At 59.0% G+C, this 16,569-nt stretch carries 12 protein-coding genes; 8 read left to right on the forward strand and 4 right to left on the reverse strand.

The features are described from left to right. Positions 1-105 precede the first annotated feature (105 nt). Positions 106-1,185, reverse strand: a complete 1,080-nt coding sequence (locus ACERI1_RS17545; RefSeq protein WP_373619756.1) for a 2,3-butanediol dehydrogenase — start codon at positions 1,183-1,185, stop codon at positions 106-108. Positions 1,186-1,683: 498 nt separating this feature from the next. Between ACERI1_RS17545 and ACERI1_RS17550 the strand changes: the two genes are divergently transcribed. Together ACERI1_RS17550 and ACERI1_RS17555 are read left to right on the forward strand one after the other, a co-directional pair. After that, complete coding sequence (locus tag ACERI1_RS17550; RefSeq protein WP_373619757.1) at positions 1,684-2,583, forward strand: ZIP family metal transporter; 900 nt, start codon at positions 1,684-1,686, stop codon at positions 2,581-2,583. A 254-nt stretch (positions 2,584-2,837) separates the two neighbouring features. Next, entirely contained in the window at positions 2,838-4,055 is a 1,218-nt protein-coding gene (locus ACERI1_RS17555; RefSeq protein ID WP_373619758.1) for an MFS transporter, read from the forward strand. A gap of 218 nt (positions 4,056-4,273) precedes the next feature. Here ACERI1_RS17555 and ACERI1_RS17560 read toward each other — a convergent pair whose 3' ends face one another. Continuing rightward, the gene (locus ACERI1_RS17560) at positions 4,274-4,609 is read right to left on the reverse strand and encodes a YbjQ family protein (protein ID WP_373619759.1); all 336 of its coding nucleotides are present in this window, start codon (positions 4,607-4,609) and stop codon (positions 4,274-4,276) included. Positions 4,610-4,983: 374 nt separating this feature from the next. On the opposite strand from ACERI1_RS17560, the gene ACERI1_RS17565 reads away from it, so the two are divergent. Continuing rightward, entirely contained in the window at positions 4,984-6,846 is a 1,863-nt protein-coding gene (locus ACERI1_RS17565) for a glycoside hydrolase family 15 protein (protein WP_373619760.1), read from the forward strand. Between the two features lie 389 nt (positions 6,847-7,235). Beyond that, positions 7,236-8,123 (forward strand): cation diffusion facilitator family transporter, encoded by an 888-nt coding sequence (locus tag ACERI1_RS17570; protein ID WP_373619761.1) that lies wholly within the window; start codon positions 7,236-7,238, stop codon positions 8,121-8,123. Between the two features lie 39 nt (positions 8,124-8,162). Here the strand turns inward: ACERI1_RS17570 and ACERI1_RS17575 are convergent, their stop codons facing one another. Further along, a complete protein-coding gene (locus ACERI1_RS17575) occupies positions 8,163-8,672 on the reverse strand; it encodes a metal-dependent hydrolase (RefSeq protein ID WP_373619762.1) in 510 nt (169 codons plus the stop codon). Beyond that, positions 8,672-9,307, reverse strand: a complete 636-nt coding sequence (locus tag ACERI1_RS17580) for a hypothetical protein (protein WP_373619763.1) — start codon at positions 9,305-9,307, stop codon at positions 8,672-8,674. Before ACERI1_RS17580 ends, ACERI1_RS17575 begins: the two co-directional genes overlap by 1 nt. A gap of 303 nt (positions 9,308-9,610) precedes the next feature. Here ACERI1_RS17580 and ACERI1_RS17585 point away from each other — a divergent pair, with 303 nt between their 5' ends. The 4 genes from ACERI1_RS17585 to ACERI1_RS17600 all read left to right on the forward strand — a co-directional run bounded on the left by ACERI1_RS17585 (position 9,611) and on the right by ACERI1_RS17600 (position 16,557). Continuing rightward, on the forward strand, positions 9,611-10,945 hold the full coding sequence (locus ACERI1_RS17585; protein WP_373619764.1) for a metallophosphoesterase: 1,335 nt from the start codon (positions 9,611-9,613) through the stop codon (positions 10,943-10,945). A 200-nt stretch (positions 10,946-11,145) separates the two neighbouring features. Then, entirely contained in the window at positions 11,146-13,320 is a 2,175-nt protein-coding gene (locus ACERI1_RS17590; RefSeq protein ID WP_373619765.1) for a hydantoinase/oxoprolinase family protein, read from the forward strand. 145 nt (positions 13,321-13,465) lie between these two features. Next, a complete protein-coding gene (locus ACERI1_RS17595) occupies positions 13,466-16,024 on the forward strand; it encodes a hydantoinase B/oxoprolinase family protein (RefSeq protein ID WP_373619766.1) in 2,559 nt (852 codons plus the stop codon). A 17-nt stretch (positions 16,025-16,041) separates the two neighbouring features. After that, positions 16,042-16,557 carry an acetone carboxylase subunit gamma gene (locus tag ACERI1_RS17600; RefSeq protein WP_373619767.1) on the forward strand — a complete coding sequence of 172 codons (516 nt, stop codon included), beginning with the start codon at positions 16,042-16,044 and terminating at the stop codon, positions 16,555-16,557. The last annotated feature ends 12 nt before the right edge of the window (positions 16,558-16,569 follow it).

Here is a 16,569-nt window from a genome sequence, read left to right on the forward strand (position 1 = left end):
ACCGTCTGCGACAAGAACGTGTGCTGACGAGTTCGACTCGGCATTCTTGGAGACAGCAGACTCCGAGACAGGAAAGAAAGTCGTGTCACTCGTCACCCGAGCGGTTCACTCCATATCCGGTTTGACGAGAATTTTGACATGATCGCTTTCGGGATCGATGAGTCGCTCGAACCCGTTGGCGACGATTTCCTCGAGACCGATTCGACCAGTGATGAACGGATCCGGGTCGAGGCGCCCGTCGGCAAGCATCTCGATCACCATTCCGTACTCTTCGTCGGACCGCGGGCCGCCGAGATAGGCGAGTGTCCCAGTCACGGTCCGTTCGCCGAGGACGAGGGTATTCGGATGCGTACTCACTTCCTCCTCCCAGATGCTTACGACGGTCGTACGGCCGCTGGGTGCCGTGCTTTCGACGGCTGCATTGAAAGAGGGTCCGACGCCCGCGACCTCGAACGTGCTGTCGGCACCGCCGTCCGTGTGCGAGTGGATGTACTCGACGGGGTCGGTCGTCGACGGATCGATGAGTTCCGTTGCACCACAGTCCGCTGCGCGTTCGCGCCTAGCGTCTCGTGGCTCGGAGACGAAAATCGTTCCCGCACCGGCCACGCGAGCACACTGGATGACCGCCAAGCCAATGGGTCCACTTCCGAACACGGCGACGGCATCGCCTGCCTGAAGTCCGGAGCGGCGGACTGCGTGCAGCCCCACGCTCAGTGGCTCGACCAGCGCGCCGTGTTCGACGGGAACGTCTTCCCCAAGCGGGACGGCGTGTTCTGCGTCGACGACTGCGCTCTCGGCGAAGCCACCGCTTCCCCCGGAGAGCCCGATGAACCCGATCGAATCACAGATGTGGTAGTTTCCCCGCCGGCACTGCCGGCACTCCCCACAGTAGAGGATGGGGTTAACTGCGACGGCGTCACCGACAGCCAGGTCCGTCACGGACTCGCCGACCTCCGCGATTGTGCCACTGTACTCGTGACCCATCCTGATCGGTGCTTCCTCCCCAGAGACGGGGTGGGGATCGCCTTCCGGAACGAAAATCGGGCCGGCAGTGTATTCGTGGAGGTCCGACCCACAGATGCCACACGAATCGATGTCAATTCGGACCTCGTCCGCTCCAACCGCTCCCTCTGCTACCTCCTCGACACGGATGTCCTTCTGGCCGTGGTATGTTGCTGCTTGCATAGCAGCCTATAATTACATTCAATCACAATTAAATCTCTCCTCACGACGGTTGATAGATCGTCGGCATCGTTCGTGCTATCTAATAGAACAGCTGAACGTCACTGCGCCTCCGATGGCACAGCTGTCATGCGATCATCGTATCATCCAGTTGTCAATCTAGCGTGATACCGTGAGAAGACTGGAACGTCTTACTGTCTGAGAACCTCGACGTGCTTGCTATCGGTTGTGGTGACGGCACACGGATACTTTTGAACACCTCCAGGGAGCATCGGTCTCGACGGATCTTGGTGGCTCGAGTTCGCAGTCGAGTCGGTTCCGACAGTCCAGTTGATTCGTGTGACGAGCAGGTCGACGAGATACCAGTTACCGACAGTGACGACGAGTCCTTGTTTTAGGCCCGCAAAAATATCTCACCTTACGCCACGTATTTTTAGGCCTGCAAAAACAATCTTTGTGTGTTTGGAAACACTCTTGGGCCTGTATCGATAATAGTACGATATGGCGCTGACCCAAAATCTCGCCCTTGTGTTTGTTGCTGGACTCCTCACAGCGTTTGCAACTGGGATCGGAGCGCTCCCGTTTTTCTTTGTCGAGGAGTTCAGCGACCGATGGAACGTGACGCTGTGGGGTATTGCATCTGGAATTATGGTCGCGGCGTCGTTGTTCGGCCTTCTCAATGAAGGACTAGCCTACTCTTCAGGTGTTGTTCCGACCCTGATGATCGGCGGGGTCCTTGCAGGTGTTGTGCTGGTCGAAGTCTCCGATCGGGTACTCGACACCGTCGAGTTCGGGGAGCACGATGCCGTTTCCGAGCATGGCGGCAGTCCGGCCAACGAAGTGCAGACCGACGGCGCAGGTCACGCCCACGACGAGCACACGCTGGAGGCGAAAGCGTTTGCCGAAGGGAACGTGAAGAAACTCGCCCTCATTCTCGGGATCCTCACGGTCCATAGCTTCCCGGAAGGCGTCGCAGTCGGCGTTTCGTTTGCGGAACTCGGTCTGGAAGGTGGCATCCCCGTTCTCGGGGTTACGGTTCCGGTGTTGGCGATCTTCATGACTGTCGCGATCTCCATCCATAACGTTCCCGAGGGAACTGCAATCGCAATCCCAATGCGTGCAATGGGACTGTCAAACTGGCGGATGGTCGGTGCAGCAGTTTTCTCGAGCCTGCCGCAACCGATTGGCGCTGTGATCGCGTTTGCATTTGTCAGGTGGGCAGAGGCGTTTCTGCCGTTCGGGTTCGGGTTCGCTGCCGGGGCAATGGTGTACTTAGTGATCACGGAGTTCATCCCGGAAGCGCTGGAAACGGGTGCAGAACTGCCGAATAACGGTCACCGTGAGTTACTGTTCGGTCTCGCAGCAGGTGTTCTGGCTATGCTACCGCTGATGTCTGTGTAAGCGAATCTGTCGGACAACACGGAACACATATTGATCGAACTCGAGACACGATCGAGTGTTCACTGACTGTCGTCCGACAGTATCAGGGAAGTTCTCACTTGGCATATTCCACGTCACGCACATCTCCGAAGAAATAGACCACTGGTATTGAGATCAACCACGTACACGGCGACCGGTGCCATCAACGACGATTACCGTCGAATCGTGATTGATCGGCCACATTTTTATAATAGTCATCCGTTGTGTCCCGGGTGATGTCAATGGTTGTTGGTACCAAGTGGCGCGCTCTTGTTCTCGTCGGAGTCGCCGAACTGTTCGCGATGACGTTGTGGTTTAGTGGGAGTGCCGTCGGCCCTGAATTGGCCGAGATGTGGAATCTCACGCCGGCCGAGACGGCGTGGTTGACCAATGCTGTCCAGCTCGGATTCGTCGTCGGAGCGCTTCTCTCGGCTTCGCTCACCATCGCCGACGTGATCCGACCACGATATCTCTTCGCCGGCTGCGCGTTTGCCGGTGCGGCGGCGACCGCCCTTATCGCTGGTGTCGTCGAGAGCGGCTTGTCGGCGATTGTCCTGCGCTTTCTCACCGGCGTCGCGCTGGCCGGCGTCTACCCGACCGGAATGAAGATGATGGCCTCGTGGTTCGTCCAGGGCCGCGGGCTCGCCATCGGCGTTCTCGTCGGCGCACTCACTGTCGGCTCTGCCTCGCCACACCTTCTTCGGGCTGTCAGCGGGATCGGACAACCACGGGTCGTTCTCTACGGAACGGCCACTATCGCAGCGATCGGCGGCCTCCTCGTCCTGGCCTACGAGGACGGCCCCCACCAGCCTGAGACGGCACCCTTCGATCCAAGCGCGATCCGACGCATCGTAACCGACCGTGGCGTCGTCCTCGCAAACACCGGCTACTTCGGTCACATGTGGGAACTTTACGCGGTCTGGACGTGGATTCCGGTCTATCTCCTCGCCAGCCTCGAGGCCAGCGGAACGGCAAACCCGGAGCGATACGCGGCACTGCTCGCGTTCGGGACGATCGCGATCGGTGGTGTCGGGGCGTGGATCGCGGGGTCGGCCGCGGACCGCGCCGGGAGATCCGTCGTCACCAGCGTGTCGATGGTCGTCTCCGGAAGTGCGTGTCTGCTTGCCGGCGTGGTCTACGGTTCGTCGCTCACCGTCGTCGCCCCCTTCGTGCTCGTCTGGGGCTTTTTCATCGTCGCGGACTCCGCGCAGTTCTCCGCAGCGATCTCCGAACTCGCAGACGATAGCTACGTTGGCTCCGCGCTGACGCTGCAGACCGCTATCGGCTTTCTGATCACCATCGGGTCGATTCAGCTCATTCCCGTCGTCCAGCGTGCCGTCGGCTGGCGGTGGGCGTTCGTCCCGCTCGCTGTTGGGCCGCTGATCGGGACGCTCTCGATGCTTCGACTCCGATCCCTGCCGGAGTCAGATCAACTGGCCGGCGGTCGCGGATAGCGCGTTCTCCGGTTGCGATAGTCGGCCAAGCAGTAATCATACCGTGGGGCACAGACTTCAGCCGGTGTCCCAACCGCACTCCGTTGACCGCGTGGCCCGGTCGCCTAATTGGTGTGCTCTAGCAAGACCCTGTGAAGCGCCACTGAACTCTCGCTCTGTCGCGACGATGTAGGGGCTTGTGCTCCGCTGTTGTATCGCTTCGCTGACAGTATAACACGTTACTCTCTCCGCGTCGTGACCGCAGTTCCAGAGAGGTTGACCCAGAGCATGCCCTCACCCATTTCCTCGTAGTCAAACGTTGCACCAACGACGGCGTCGGCACCACGCTCTTTCGCATCCGCCTGAAGGTCCTTGATCGCTTCCCTCCGTCCGTTCTCGATCTTCTTCTCGTACGAGCCGCTTCGTCCCCCGACAACGTCACGGATCCCGGCAGCGATATCACTCATCACGTTCGCGCCGATGACTGCTTCGCCCGAAATCACGCCGAGATATTCGGTTATTTCTCTCCCCTCGAGACTATCCGTCGTTGTGATCGTCACGTCTGGTTCTGTCATACGTGCCGTTGTCCGACCGGACTGATCATAACATTCTAGTCTGAGTTACAGAACACGAACACACCATGGAATACGCGTGGGTGCAATAGCGTGCTGGAAGGGATGTCCACCTTCGCGTTGAGGAAGCGACCGAGCAAGGGTGCTTCGTGACTTGAAAGTGTTCGACTGTATGGTGAAAAGGCTCATCGGCAGTTGGTTCTACAGAGAAAAGCAAGCCGAGACAGTTCACCCTGACACCTCTCGAATTATATGTCTCTCACCTCGTGTGTGATTCGCCTTTTTCGTGCTCGCCCCCGAACAGGTTCTCATGTCCCTCTGCTCGTCGTTCAGTGGCGCTACGTTCGACACCTCGAGCCGTGTCTCAGGTGATGTCGATGACTGAGCCTCGAGCATATCTGCCGATCGAGTCCTACGGCGTCATCGGCAACCTCGAGACGTGTGCGCTCGTTGCACCGAACGGCTCGATCGACTGGTTCCCCTTTCCACACCTCGAGTCGCCGAGTATCCTTGCTGCGATCCTCGATGCCGACCGTGGCGGGCGATTCCAAATCAGGCCGACAACCCCCTTTGAGACGAATCAACAGTATATCGACAGTACGAACGTTCTCGAGACGACATTCCAGACACCCGGCGGCACAGTAACCGTGACTGACTTTCTGCCGCCAGCGGGTCAAGTCGACCAGCCGAAGCAGGTCCTCTATCGGAAAGTCACCTGTACGGATGGGGCTGTCGACCTCGCGATCGACCTCGAGCCGCAGTTCGACTACGGTCGCGCGGAGACGACGCTCGAATCCGTCGACGACGGTGTTCTCGCCGCCGGCGAGGCCGAGCAGGTACTGCTCGAGACTGCGATCGACCTCGAGATCGACGGTGGTCGAATCAGTGGCGAGTTCTCGCTCGAGGCAGGCCAGACGGAGTGGGTCTTGCTCCGGTGTACTGGTGCTGAGAGCGCAAGCACGGACCCCGACGCCGCGTTGGACGAGACGATCGAGTATTGGACCGAGTGGGGACATCGCTGCGGTCCCGAGGACGACTGCGCATTCGAGGGGCCCTGGCACGACTTCGTCGTTCGTTCGGAGCTCGTCCTCAAGCTCCTGACACACGCCGAATCGGGTGCGATCGCCGCTGCACCGACCACGTCGCTGCCGGAGGACATCGGCGGCGTCCGCAACTGGGACTATCGGTTCAATTGGCTTCGCGACGCAGGATTTACCGTTCAAGCTCTGATGAACCTCGGGACCGTCGCCGAAGCGACCGACTATTTCGAGTGGTTCGTGGATCTCTGTCAGGTGGCCGATCCAGAGGCGATTCAGCCGCTGTACGGTCTCCATGGCGAGGCGGAACTCGAGGAACGGGAGCTCGAGCATCTCGCGGGATATCGTGGTTCGCAGCCGGTACGGGTCGGAAACGAAGCGGCCCAGCAGCGACAACTCGACATCTACGGTGAACTCCTGTTGGCCGTCGACGAAATGTGTCAGCGTGGTCGAGCACTGAACGACGATGAATGGGTTCGGATTCGAGATATAGTCGACTACGTCTGCGATGTCTGGGACGAACCCGATGCGGGTATTTGGGAGGTCCGCGGCGGGAACGAACACTTCGTCTACTCGAAAGTGATGTGTTGGGTCGCCCTCGACCGCGGGATCGAACTCGGTCGTGAACGCGACCGCGACGCCCCGCTCGAGGCCTGGCGGGCGACTCGCGAACGGATCAGAGCGGACGTGCTCGAGAACGGCTACGACGAGGAAATCGGCGCGTTCGTCCAGTCCTACGAGACGAACGCGCTCGACGCGACGGCGCTTTTGTTGCCGCTTGTCGGCTTTTTGCCCTTCGACGACGAGCGCGTCCAGGGGACCATCGATGCGATCGACGAGCGATTGGTTACGGACGACATTTTCGTGGCTCGCTACCACGGTGACGATGGGCTCCCCGGCGATGAAGGCGCGTTCGTCCTCTGTTCGTGTTGGTTCGTCAACGCACTCGCACTCACCGGACGCGTCGAGGATGCCCGGTCACGGTTTGAATCACTGCTCGAGTATCTGAGTCCGCTGGGGCTGGTCGCAGAGGAGATCGACCCTGAGACTGGTGCACATCTCGGGAACTATCCGCAGGCGTTCAGCCACATTGGAATCATCAATAGCGCGCTGTACCTCGGCTACGTTCACGGGCATGAGTTACCCGGTCCGGAACCGATGGGGATTCGGCTCGGTAATCCAGCCGTGGTCTTCGATGAGTGAGCGCGACTGTGGCCGTCGTTGACGGAGCATTGGAGGCCACAGACCCCATACGAGACGCATTGGTCTCGCTCGAATACGGTGATATCGAGGTTGGGAGCGTCACTGGCTACCGACATTCCCGGGATGTCACCGCCGACGACAACGGATATACTCATGGATCGAATGCTATAGGAACCCTCAGAAACACCGCTCGAATGTGTGTGCGTTGGTTCCCGATTTGCCTCGTATCTGTGTAACCGACGTAACCAAAGACGAGCCCTCACTGGTATCGTGGCAACTGAAACTATTTATGCACCGACCGTACAGCCCTCGTGCGATCAGGTGTACACTGACGGCCAGTGGCTACGATAGCAAAAACACTATCGGCACCCCTGCGGAATCACCAGTGAATGGACCGACGAGACGCTGTCCGACGCGTCGGTGTCGTCGTACTTGTGGTAAATTTCTTGCTGGCCGTCGCGAAAGGTGCGGTGTGGTGGACAACGGGGAGCTACGCCGTCGGCTCGGAAGCGGTCAATAGCATTGCAGACACGGTCTACAGCGTCGTCGTGCTCGCTGGGCTGTACGTTACCACCCAACCGCCGGATTTCGAACATCCACACGGCCACGAGCGCATCGAGCCGTTCGTCTCGCTGTTCGTTGCCGCCGGCGTACTCGCCGCAGGTGGCACCGTTCTCTACCGATCAGTGATGACGCTCGTCGCGGGAGATTACGCAGTGTTCGCTGGTCCGTGGGCGGTCGGCGTGCTCGTCACGAGCGCGGTGGTGAAGTTCGGGCTCTTCCGGTACTGTCTGCGGGTTGCCGATGCGTACAACTCACCCGCGACGACCGCGACAGCGCTCGATAATCGCAACGACATTCTGACCGCGGCTGCGGCGCTTGTGGGCGTTTTGGGTGCCGCCGCAGGGTACCCGTTCCTGGATCCGTTAGCTGGTGCCGTCGTCGCGCTGGGAATCTTCTATACGGGCTACGACATCGTCAGCGAGAACATCGACTATCTCGTCGGTGCAGCGCCGCCACCCGAACTCCGTGAGGAGATCCGTGAGCGGGCGCTCGCCCACCCAGAGGTCTACGGCGCCCACGACGTCGTTGCCCACTACGTCGGTCCAGAAATCGACGTCAGCTTGCACATCGAAGTCGAGGGCGACCTGACGCTCCAACAAGCCCACGATATCGAGTCGACGATTGCGGCGGATATCCGTGACATCCCCGAGGTCGACGATGTATTCGTCCACGTCGATCCACGGGAGCTCGGCGAGTGGAAAGAGAACAAATAGCGATGCCTCAGGAGACCAATCCAGCACCCAGAACCGAGTTCAATCCGAGAGTTGCACAGACCCAGTAATACCATACCGCCGGACGGCCCACGAACCAGCTGCGAGGACGCCTGCCACTGCTGCAGGCCAGCGGTCAGTACTGAGATACAGATCCGGAGACGGTAGCCGATACGTACTAATCGGGAAGAAAACGGCGTACGCCTCGCCGGTCGTCGTGAGCAACGCAACGTCGAGGGCATGGTGTGAGACTGCGCCGATAGCAGTCAGCGCAATCGCTTGTCGTCGATAGTCGGGTGCGACCAGAAGCGATCCCAAGAGGACAACGAGCACACTCCCACCGAGCGTGTGCAGCGGTGCCCACGAAACGGGGCTGCCGGTTACCAACTCGAGAGGGCCAGTCGGGATCACGGGTGCAATCTTTCTGAAATCCGGCGACAGCGCACCGACCATCACGAGAGTGACCTGTGGCGCTCGAACTCGCTCGTATCGAACCGAAAGCAGCGTCCCGATGCTGTAGCCGACCAGCACGTGCGTGAGGAGATCGGGCATCACCGATCACGCTGCTCCCGCTGTCGCTCGGCATGCGAGCAGTCTCGGTGTTGCTTGATCGAGCCGTCAGCGGATGTGCCACCGTCTTGTGACTGACCGGAGACGACACCGGATGTGTCACCGTTCGTCGGCGCCGTGGGTCGGGGAACGAGCGCCTTTCGGGCCCGATCGACGCGCCAGTCCCGGACGAGTCGTGCGAGAACCCAGCACCCGGCGACGAACGAGATGCCGATCATATAAAACGATTCCCACAGGGCAGTAGAGATCGTTCGAGTCGCGTCGAGTGTCGACGCGTCTTCGAGCGTTCCGAACACCGTCACGCGATCGCCCGTCTCGAGGGGGCCGGTCGACCGCTTGAGGCTATCAGCAGTATGGACCACTGAGAACCTGCCGTTCCCGTTCGGCTGCGTTGCGATCATAAGGGGGTCAGTCTCGACGACAGACCCATCAAGAACGACACGCTCACCGATATACGATTCGCGATTCGACGTCACGTCGGCTTCGTCCGGATACGTTGTTTCCAGCGGATCAACGACTGCTGTGCTCGCCCAAGACAGGAGACCGACGAGAGTGATAAGGAGGACGACACCGGCCAGAAGCCGACCGGACTGACCGAACGGTTCACGTGTGGACATTCACTCTCATGACTGTCGCCTGAGACATAGCCGTTGTGCAGGATATGCTGACTATCAGCGACAGCTTCCACACCTGCCTTTGGTTCATCGGAGTGGTCAGCGTACTTCTGAACAGCTGGAAGAAACGTTTCGATCCAGTCACTTGCGAAACTCAGCCGATGGCTCAATCTCGGACAGGTGGCGCACCAGCAAACCACGCTGACTGTTGGTCATCGAGACGGATACGTTTCAAAGGGATCAACGCTTTTGCAGACCGCTCGAGGGGGCCAACACTATACGTGTTGGTATCGAACGGTTGATGCTATGGCCGACGATAAGACCGGCCCAGTTTACTACGTGATCAGTGATCTCCACATCGGCGGCGACGAACAATTAGCGAAGGTTGACTTTCTCGACGAATTGCTCGACTTTCTCGAGCGCCTCGAGACGACCGACGAGGACGCAGAGTTACTGATCAACGGCGATGCGTTCGGACTGTGGGAGTTCACCGAGCTCGACGGACTGGCGAAATTCGATGTCCTGACTGAAACGTATCCTGAGCTGTTCGAGCAGTTACGTGCGACCGGTGAATCAGTACCAATCACGCTGTTGCCGGGAAACCACGACAGCGAACTTGCCGCATATGACGAGTACGTCGAGCGGTTGGCTGAATACAACGTCGACCTCGTTCAGGCCGAGTCGATCACCCGGCCAGTCGGCAACCGGGAGATCTGGTTCGAACATGGACACCAGCAGGACCCGAACAACCGATTCGAGGATTTCGGGAATCCGTATGAGACACCGCTAGGGTACTTCTACAACACGCACGTGACGAGCCGGGCAGGCCAACTGTCAGACAGAGGACGGTACAATTGGTTGAAAGACGTGCAGGCAGTTACGCCGACCGAGCGTGTGCCTCACTGGCTCCTCTCGAAGTACTTCTACCGAGAAATGAACCCCATCTTGAGATATGCTGTGATCCCGTTTCTGTTACTCTTCAATATCAGCGTCGTTCTCGCGGTGCTGGCGGGATTAGATGTAGCTGGCATCTGGACGATACCAGTCGAGACGACGGATGCGGTGCTCTCCCAATTGGGCTTGGTTGGGGAGGCTGTTCACTTCGTCCTCGTCGTTAACGCGGCGGTCGCCGGCGTTATTCTTCTTGTGGGGATTCCCGTTTATTTTATCCTTCGGGATCTCGGAGAGACTATCGATCGATTCGGGATTTCCGAGACGGACCTCACCGTCGACCCTGATGAACCGTACAAGGAGGCTGCCCGCGAAGTGTTTGCTGACCAGCCGGAGACAGCAGTTTTCTGTTACGGTCACACCCATCGTCCGACGATGAACGAGGTTGACGGCAGGTTGCTCGTCAACACTGGAACGTGGCTCAAGCGCCTCCATCGACGAGACGTCATCGCGGGGGTACTCCCGCCAGTGTTCTACCCGTCGTATCAGCTGTGTGTCGTTCGCATCACGTCTACACCAGAGGGCGTGGTAGTCGAGTACGAGGAGATAGAGAAACCGAGCCCCAGCACGGACGAGATCACCTTTATCGAGCGTCTTCTCACGCTGGGTCGCGAACCGAGACCGGAGTTGCCGGGGCGATCGGTCGTCGACGATGAGGTACCAGAATCTGCTTCCAACGCGGGTGAATGAGTAGAGTCGACGTTCAGATTCGACCAGCGACAGCACCTCTTCGAAACATGGACCCCAGCCCCAGTCCCGTGGTCAGCAGGTCAGCTCTGACCAAGCTGGTTTAAATCGAAAACATATGTCAGAGTGTGTCGTGGACCGTCATCCTCGTCCACCTGCGTTCGTGATAATGACTAACTCACCACACAGTATTGCAGTGATCGATGGCAAGTTCAGAAGATAATCCCTCAGAGCACAACGCGGAGACACTGTCGATTGACGCTGGAGGGACGTTGACCGACACGTTCCTCATGGACTCGAACGGAGAGTTTACCGTCGGCAAAGCGAAGACGACCCCCGACGATGAATCACGAGGGTTCATCAAATCGTCCAAAGACGCACTAGATTCTTGGGATCTGGACGTGGACGATGCGTTCCCGAATCTCGTTTCGACGGTTTACTCGGGGACGGCGATGCTCAATCGACTGGTCGAGCGCGAAAGTGAAGTCGACGTTGGCATCCTCACTACCGGAGGGATGGAAGACACACTCCGGATGGGGCGTGGCCGGCAGTCGTATACCGGTTTTTCGTACTCGGATCGCCTACACGTTAATACGCACAAACATCCCGAGCCGCTGATTCCCCGGAACCGTATTCGGGGCGTTCGAGAACGGATCGACGTCAAAGGGAACGAACTGATCCCCCTCGAAGAGTACGAAGATGACATCAGGGAGGGCGTCAACGACCTTCTCGATCAAGGCGTCGACGAGATCGCAGTGATGTTCCTTCACTCCTACCAGGAAGACAAACACGAGCAACGGACGAAGGAGGTCGCCGAGGAGGTCATCGAAGAACGGGGCGCGGACACGACGGTTATGCTGTCAAGCGAGTACTATCCCACCCTGAAGGAGCTCCCCCGACTGAACACACTCGTTGCGGAAGCGTTCGCCGCGGAGCCATCACGGGAACAGCTGACGAGGGTTCAACAGTCCGTTGACGACCACGGTGGCGAAGTCGGCGTCCGGGTCATGGCGAGTCATGGTGGGACGATCGACATCTACGCAAACGAGCTGGCGCGGACGCTGATCTCCGGTCCCATCGGTGGGATGATCGGAGCGAACTACTTCGGCAAAGAACTCGGCTACGAGAACCTCGTCTGTACCGACATCGGGGGGACGAGCTTCGACATGGGGATCATCATCGACAACGACTGGAAAATCGATTACAGTCCGGAGATGGCTCGGCTCCTCCTGTCGTTGCCGATGGTCAATATGGAGAGTGTCGGGTCGGGGACCGGTAGTTACGTCCGGGTGAACCCGACGTTCGACAAAATCGAGCTTGGCCCGGAGAGTGCGGGTGACCAGGTCGGCGTCTGTGCAACCGAAACCGACGTCGAGACGGTAACAGTAACCGACTGCCACGTTGCGCTGGGCTGGATCGACCCCGAAAACTTCCTCGGTGGAGACATGCCCATCAGTCGTGAAGTCGCCGAAGAAGCGATCGAAGAACAGGTCGCGGATAAGCTGGATATGGGCGTTTACGAGGCTGCGGAAGGGGTTATCAAAATCCTCGAGAACAAGCTGCAAAACGACCTCGAGGCCGTCGTGACCGGCGAGGGATACGCACCGTCGAACTTCAAGTGCCTCTCCTACGGTGGGGGCGGACCGGTTCACACGGCTGGATACACCAAAAGCCTCGGCTTCGACGAGGTCCTTATTCCGGAGTGGGCGGCTGGGTTCTCCGCGTTCGGCTGTGGTGCAGCCGACTACGAATACCGGTACGACCAGACGACCAGCATCGACATCGACGCCGATCTGTCGATAGAAGAAGCGGCCCAAACCGCCGGGGAAGAACTAACGCAGGTCTGGAAGAACCTCGAGGGCAAGGTCGAAGACGAGTTCGCCAAAAGCGACATCGGACTGGAGGAAGTCGAGTTCCAGTACAACATCCTCGGACAGTACCAGGGACAGCTCAACAGTATCGACATCCGGTCGCCCGTTGACCGAGTCGATACCCCGGAAAAACTGGAGGAGCTGATCGACACGTTCGAAGAAGGCTACCGGCGGCAGTACTCCGAAGAAGCGCGTTCCCCGGAGCTCGGACACACGATCACGCAGGCGTCTGTCCGTGGCGTCCGAGACGTGGTCAAACCCGAAATACCGACAGAAGAAGTACAGGGCGCCGAGCCCCCCGAGGACGCCCACAAGGGGTCCCGCGAGGCCTACTGGGACGGCGTGTGGATCAAGACTGACGTCTACGATCTCCACGCACTCAACCCCGGGAACGAGGTCAGCGGTCCCGCCGTTCTCGAGGGTGAGGCAACGACGTACATCGTTCCACCGAACTACGAGACGTGGCTCGACGAGCACCGCGTCCACCACCTCACACGGGAGGAATAGAGAGAGCGACCTCTCGCCTTTCGTGTAGATATGCATCTACCACACTGTGGGTATCGCAGGCACTGTGATAACCCGGAAGTGAGGTGGGTGCACTGCACCAGCCCACATCTGGCTGTAGACAGATGAAGATGTCAGACAAGCAAATATGAGTTCAGAACAACATCCACCGGACGCGTCAGAAGAAGAAGAGTACGAACAGAGCGGAGAGAGCTTTCCTCGAATGCAGGAGGAAAAACGGAAGGTCCAAACGAAGCTAGAAAACGGCGAAGGCATCGGCTGGGATGGACAGACCCTTCGCGGACAGTTCGAGGACCTCGAAGAAAAGACCGAGAAGACGGGCCACTATGCTGGATTCGAGAAACTCTCGTTGAAAGACGAGAACCCGATCGAATACGAGCAGATGTTCGCCCAGCTGCGTGGCGAACTGGTCAACGCGCGAGAAACCTCGAAAGAGGTCGCCGCGACCCCGATCGTCGAACAGGAAGGTGAGCTATGTTATGGTCTGTTCACACCGGAGGGTGACTCGATCGCCATCTCGACTGGGATCATCGTGCACATCCACACGATGAGTGAGGCGATCAAGTACATGATCAATCACGATTACGAGGAGAGTCCCGGGATCGAACCCGGCGACATCTTCGTGAACAACGACACACACGTGGGTAACGTCCATCCCTGTGACATCGCGACCCTCATCCCCATCTTCCACGAGGGCGAGCTTATCGCCTGGGCTGGCGGTGTCAACCACGTCATCGATACGGGTGCGGTCGGGCCTGGTAGCATGAACGTCTCACAGGCCTCCCGCTTCGGTGACGGGGCTTACTACACCGCCCGAAAAATCGGAGAGGAGCTCGAGATATACAACTCTTGGAAAAACGATTTCCCGGACAAGACCAGAACGCCGGACTTCCTGAAGCTCGACGAGCGGACGCGGATGACCGGCTGTCTGATGATCCGCAATGCCGTAAACGATCTCATCGACGATTACGGTATCGAGAAATTCAAGCAGCTCTCTCGTGAGGCGATCGAGGACGGTCGCCGGGGCTTCCGAAGTCGTATCCAGAAGACGATGCTGCCCGGAACCTACCGCGGTGCATCCTTCGTCGATGCACTCTACGAGGGACAGAAGAACCTTTCGCGAGCGTATGCGAGTGAGAACCACCTCATGCACGCTCCGTCGGAGCTACACGTCCGCGAGGATGGCTCCTTCCAAGTGTCCTTCGAGGGGGCAAACAAGTGGGGATGGCATCCGTATAACTGTACGCCAGCCGCCATTCAGGGTGGTATCTGGGTGATGCTTACCCAAACGGTCATCCCGAACAAACTGGTCAACGACGGTGCCTACTACAGCTGTGACTTCCACTTACCGGAGGGTTCGTGGGCGAACACACAGAACACGGAGACAGCACACGCATATGCGTGGCACTTCCTCGTCTCCGCGTGGGCCCCGCTCTGGCAGCACCTCTCACGAGGGTACTTCTCCCGCGGGTTCCGCGAGGAGATCAACGCCGGGAACGCCAACACCTCGAACTGGCTGCAGGGCGGCGGTATCGACCAGTTCGACAAGCTTCACGCGGTCAACTCCTTCGAAGCGGCGTGTGAAGGTACCGGTGCCCGCTACGTCGACGACGGCGAGCCCCACGCCGCGGCGATCTGGAATCCCGAAGGCGACATGGGTGACGCCGAAGTCTGGGAGATGACCGAACCGCTGCCGTTCCTCGGGCGGAACGTCAAGCCCAACACGGGTGGCGCAGGCCGACGGACGGGCGGCGCAGGCTTCGAGTCGATGCGAACGATCAAGGACGTGAGCCGATGGTTGCTCTACGAGATGGGCAACGGCTACATGTCGAGTGACAGTGGCCTCTTCGGCGGCTATCCCGCCGCCTCGGGCTACATCCTCAACGCCCAGGACACCGACCTCAAGGAGCGCTTCGAGAACGGTGAGGACTATCCCCAATCCGACCTTGACCCCGAAAGCGGCGACTTCGAATCCAAGATCGAGGGCGAGATCACCCGTCGTCCCGAAGGGATCAGCACGCCCAAGGAGTTCGACGACTACGACATGTACCTGAACTACCTCCGTGGTGGTTCGGGCCTCGGCGACCCGCTGGAGCGGGAACCCGAGAAGGTCGTCGAGGACATCCACGACGGCTACGTCCTGCCCCGCCACGCCAAGGACGCCTACGCCGTCGTCGTCAACAAAGTCGACGACGAGGCCAAACACAACTCCGCCGTGCAGGGTGAGTGGGAACTCGACGAGGAAGCGACCGAAGAACTCCGCGAAGAGCGGATGGAAGAACGCGAAGAGAGAGCCCAGCCGGTCTCCGAGTGGTACGAGGACGAACGCCTGCGCATTCGTGACGACGAGGATCTGATCGAGGACGTCAAAAAGACCTACGAGAGCAGCATGCGAATGAGCAAGCAGTTCACCGAGTTCTACTGCGACTTCTGGGAGCTGCCGGACGACTTCCGGTTCTCGCTGAGTGAGGACGCCGAAAAGTCGCTCGAAAACCGGTTCAAGACCGGCATGAAAAAGAAGTGGAAGAACCCGACGAAGAGCCACGAAACCTGGCTCGGGGTCGGTCGAGATGACGAGCCCGAGGTGCCCTACACGTGGACCAGTGAGAGATCGATTCAGGATCTGTCAGGTCCCGATGCATCGTTCGAGACGGCGTCGAAGGAACCAGCAACGGACGACGACTAATACAGAGGTGAATACAAATGCCAGAATCATACCCACGCGAACACATTGAGGACCTGGTCGACGACAATCTAGAGTGGAGCGAGTTGCACAACATGATGAGCGACTTCAAGGACGCGGACCGGTTCCAGCAGGTCCGTGACGTCCTTCAGGAACGGGTCGATTGGGACGATCCGATCGTTATCCCGTATGCGGACCACCTGTACGTCGTCGCGAAGTCGGAGGACCGATGGGTCATCAAGTGCGACTGTGGCCACGAGTTCTGTGAACACGACGAGAACTGGAAGCATGACGCACTGATCAACGTCCGGGATACGGAAGAAGAGTACCTCGAGATCTATCCGGAAGACATGCATCCCCATCCGGATTACATGGAGCTTCGGGAGTACTTCTGCCCGGGCTGTCAGACGCTGCTCGAAGTGACCAACGTCATGCCGGGATACCCCATCATCCACGAGTTCGAACCGGACATCGAGACCTTCTACGAGGACTGGATCGGCGAGCCGATTCCGACGCCGGAGACGCAGTCGGCGTAAGTTCTCGAGAGA

It is taken from the genome of Natrinema sp. HArc-T2 (genome assembly GCF_041821085.1).
Taxonomy (GTDB): domain Archaea; phylum Halobacteriota; class Halobacteria; order Halobacteriales; family Natrialbaceae; genus Natrinema.

What these genes read in the sequence shown, in the direction of transcription:
- ACERI1_RS17545 (WP_373619756.1), bottom strand. Translation starts at nt 1,185, where the DNA reads ATGCAAGCAGCAACATACCACGGCCAGAAGGACATCCGTGTCGAGGAG.
- ACERI1_RS17550 (WP_373619757.1), top strand. Translation starts at nt 1,684, where the DNA reads ATGGCGCTGACCCAAAATCTCGCCCTTGTGTTTGTTGCTGGACTCCTC.
- ACERI1_RS17555 (WP_373619758.1), top strand. Translation starts at nt 2,838, where the DNA reads ATGTCAATGGTTGTTGGTACCAAGTGGCGCGCTCTTGTTCTCGTCGGA.
- ACERI1_RS17560 (WP_373619759.1), bottom strand. Translation starts at nt 4,609, where the DNA reads ATGACAGAACCAGACGTGACGATCACAACGACGGATAGTCTCGAGGGG.
- ACERI1_RS17565 (WP_373619760.1), top strand. Translation starts at nt 4,984, where the DNA reads ATGACTGAGCCTCGAGCATATCTGCCGATCGAGTCCTACGGCGTCATC.
- ACERI1_RS17570 (WP_373619761.1), top strand. Translation starts at nt 7,236, where the DNA reads ATGGACCGACGAGACGCTGTCCGACGCGTCGGTGTCGTCGTACTTGTG.
- ACERI1_RS17575 (WP_373619762.1), bottom strand. Translation starts at nt 8,672, where the DNA reads ATGCCCGATCTCCTCACGCACGTGCTGGTCGGCTACAGCATCGGGACG.
- ACERI1_RS17580 (WP_373619763.1), bottom strand. Translation starts at nt 9,307, where the DNA reads ATGTCCACACGTGAACCGTTCGGTCAGTCCGGTCGGCTTCTGGCCGGT.
- ACERI1_RS17585 (WP_373619764.1), top strand. Translation starts at nt 9,611, where the DNA reads ATGGCCGACGATAAGACCGGCCCAGTTTACTACGTGATCAGTGATCTC.
- ACERI1_RS17590 (WP_373619765.1), top strand. Translation starts at nt 11,146, where the DNA reads ATGGCAAGTTCAGAAGATAATCCCTCAGAGCACAACGCGGAGACACTG.
- ACERI1_RS17595 (WP_373619766.1), top strand. Translation starts at nt 13,466, where the DNA reads ATGAGTTCAGAACAACATCCACCGGACGCGTCAGAAGAAGAAGAGTAC.
- ACERI1_RS17600 (WP_373619767.1), top strand. Translation starts at nt 16,042, where the DNA reads ATGCCAGAATCATACCCACGCGAACACATTGAGGACCTGGTCGACGAC.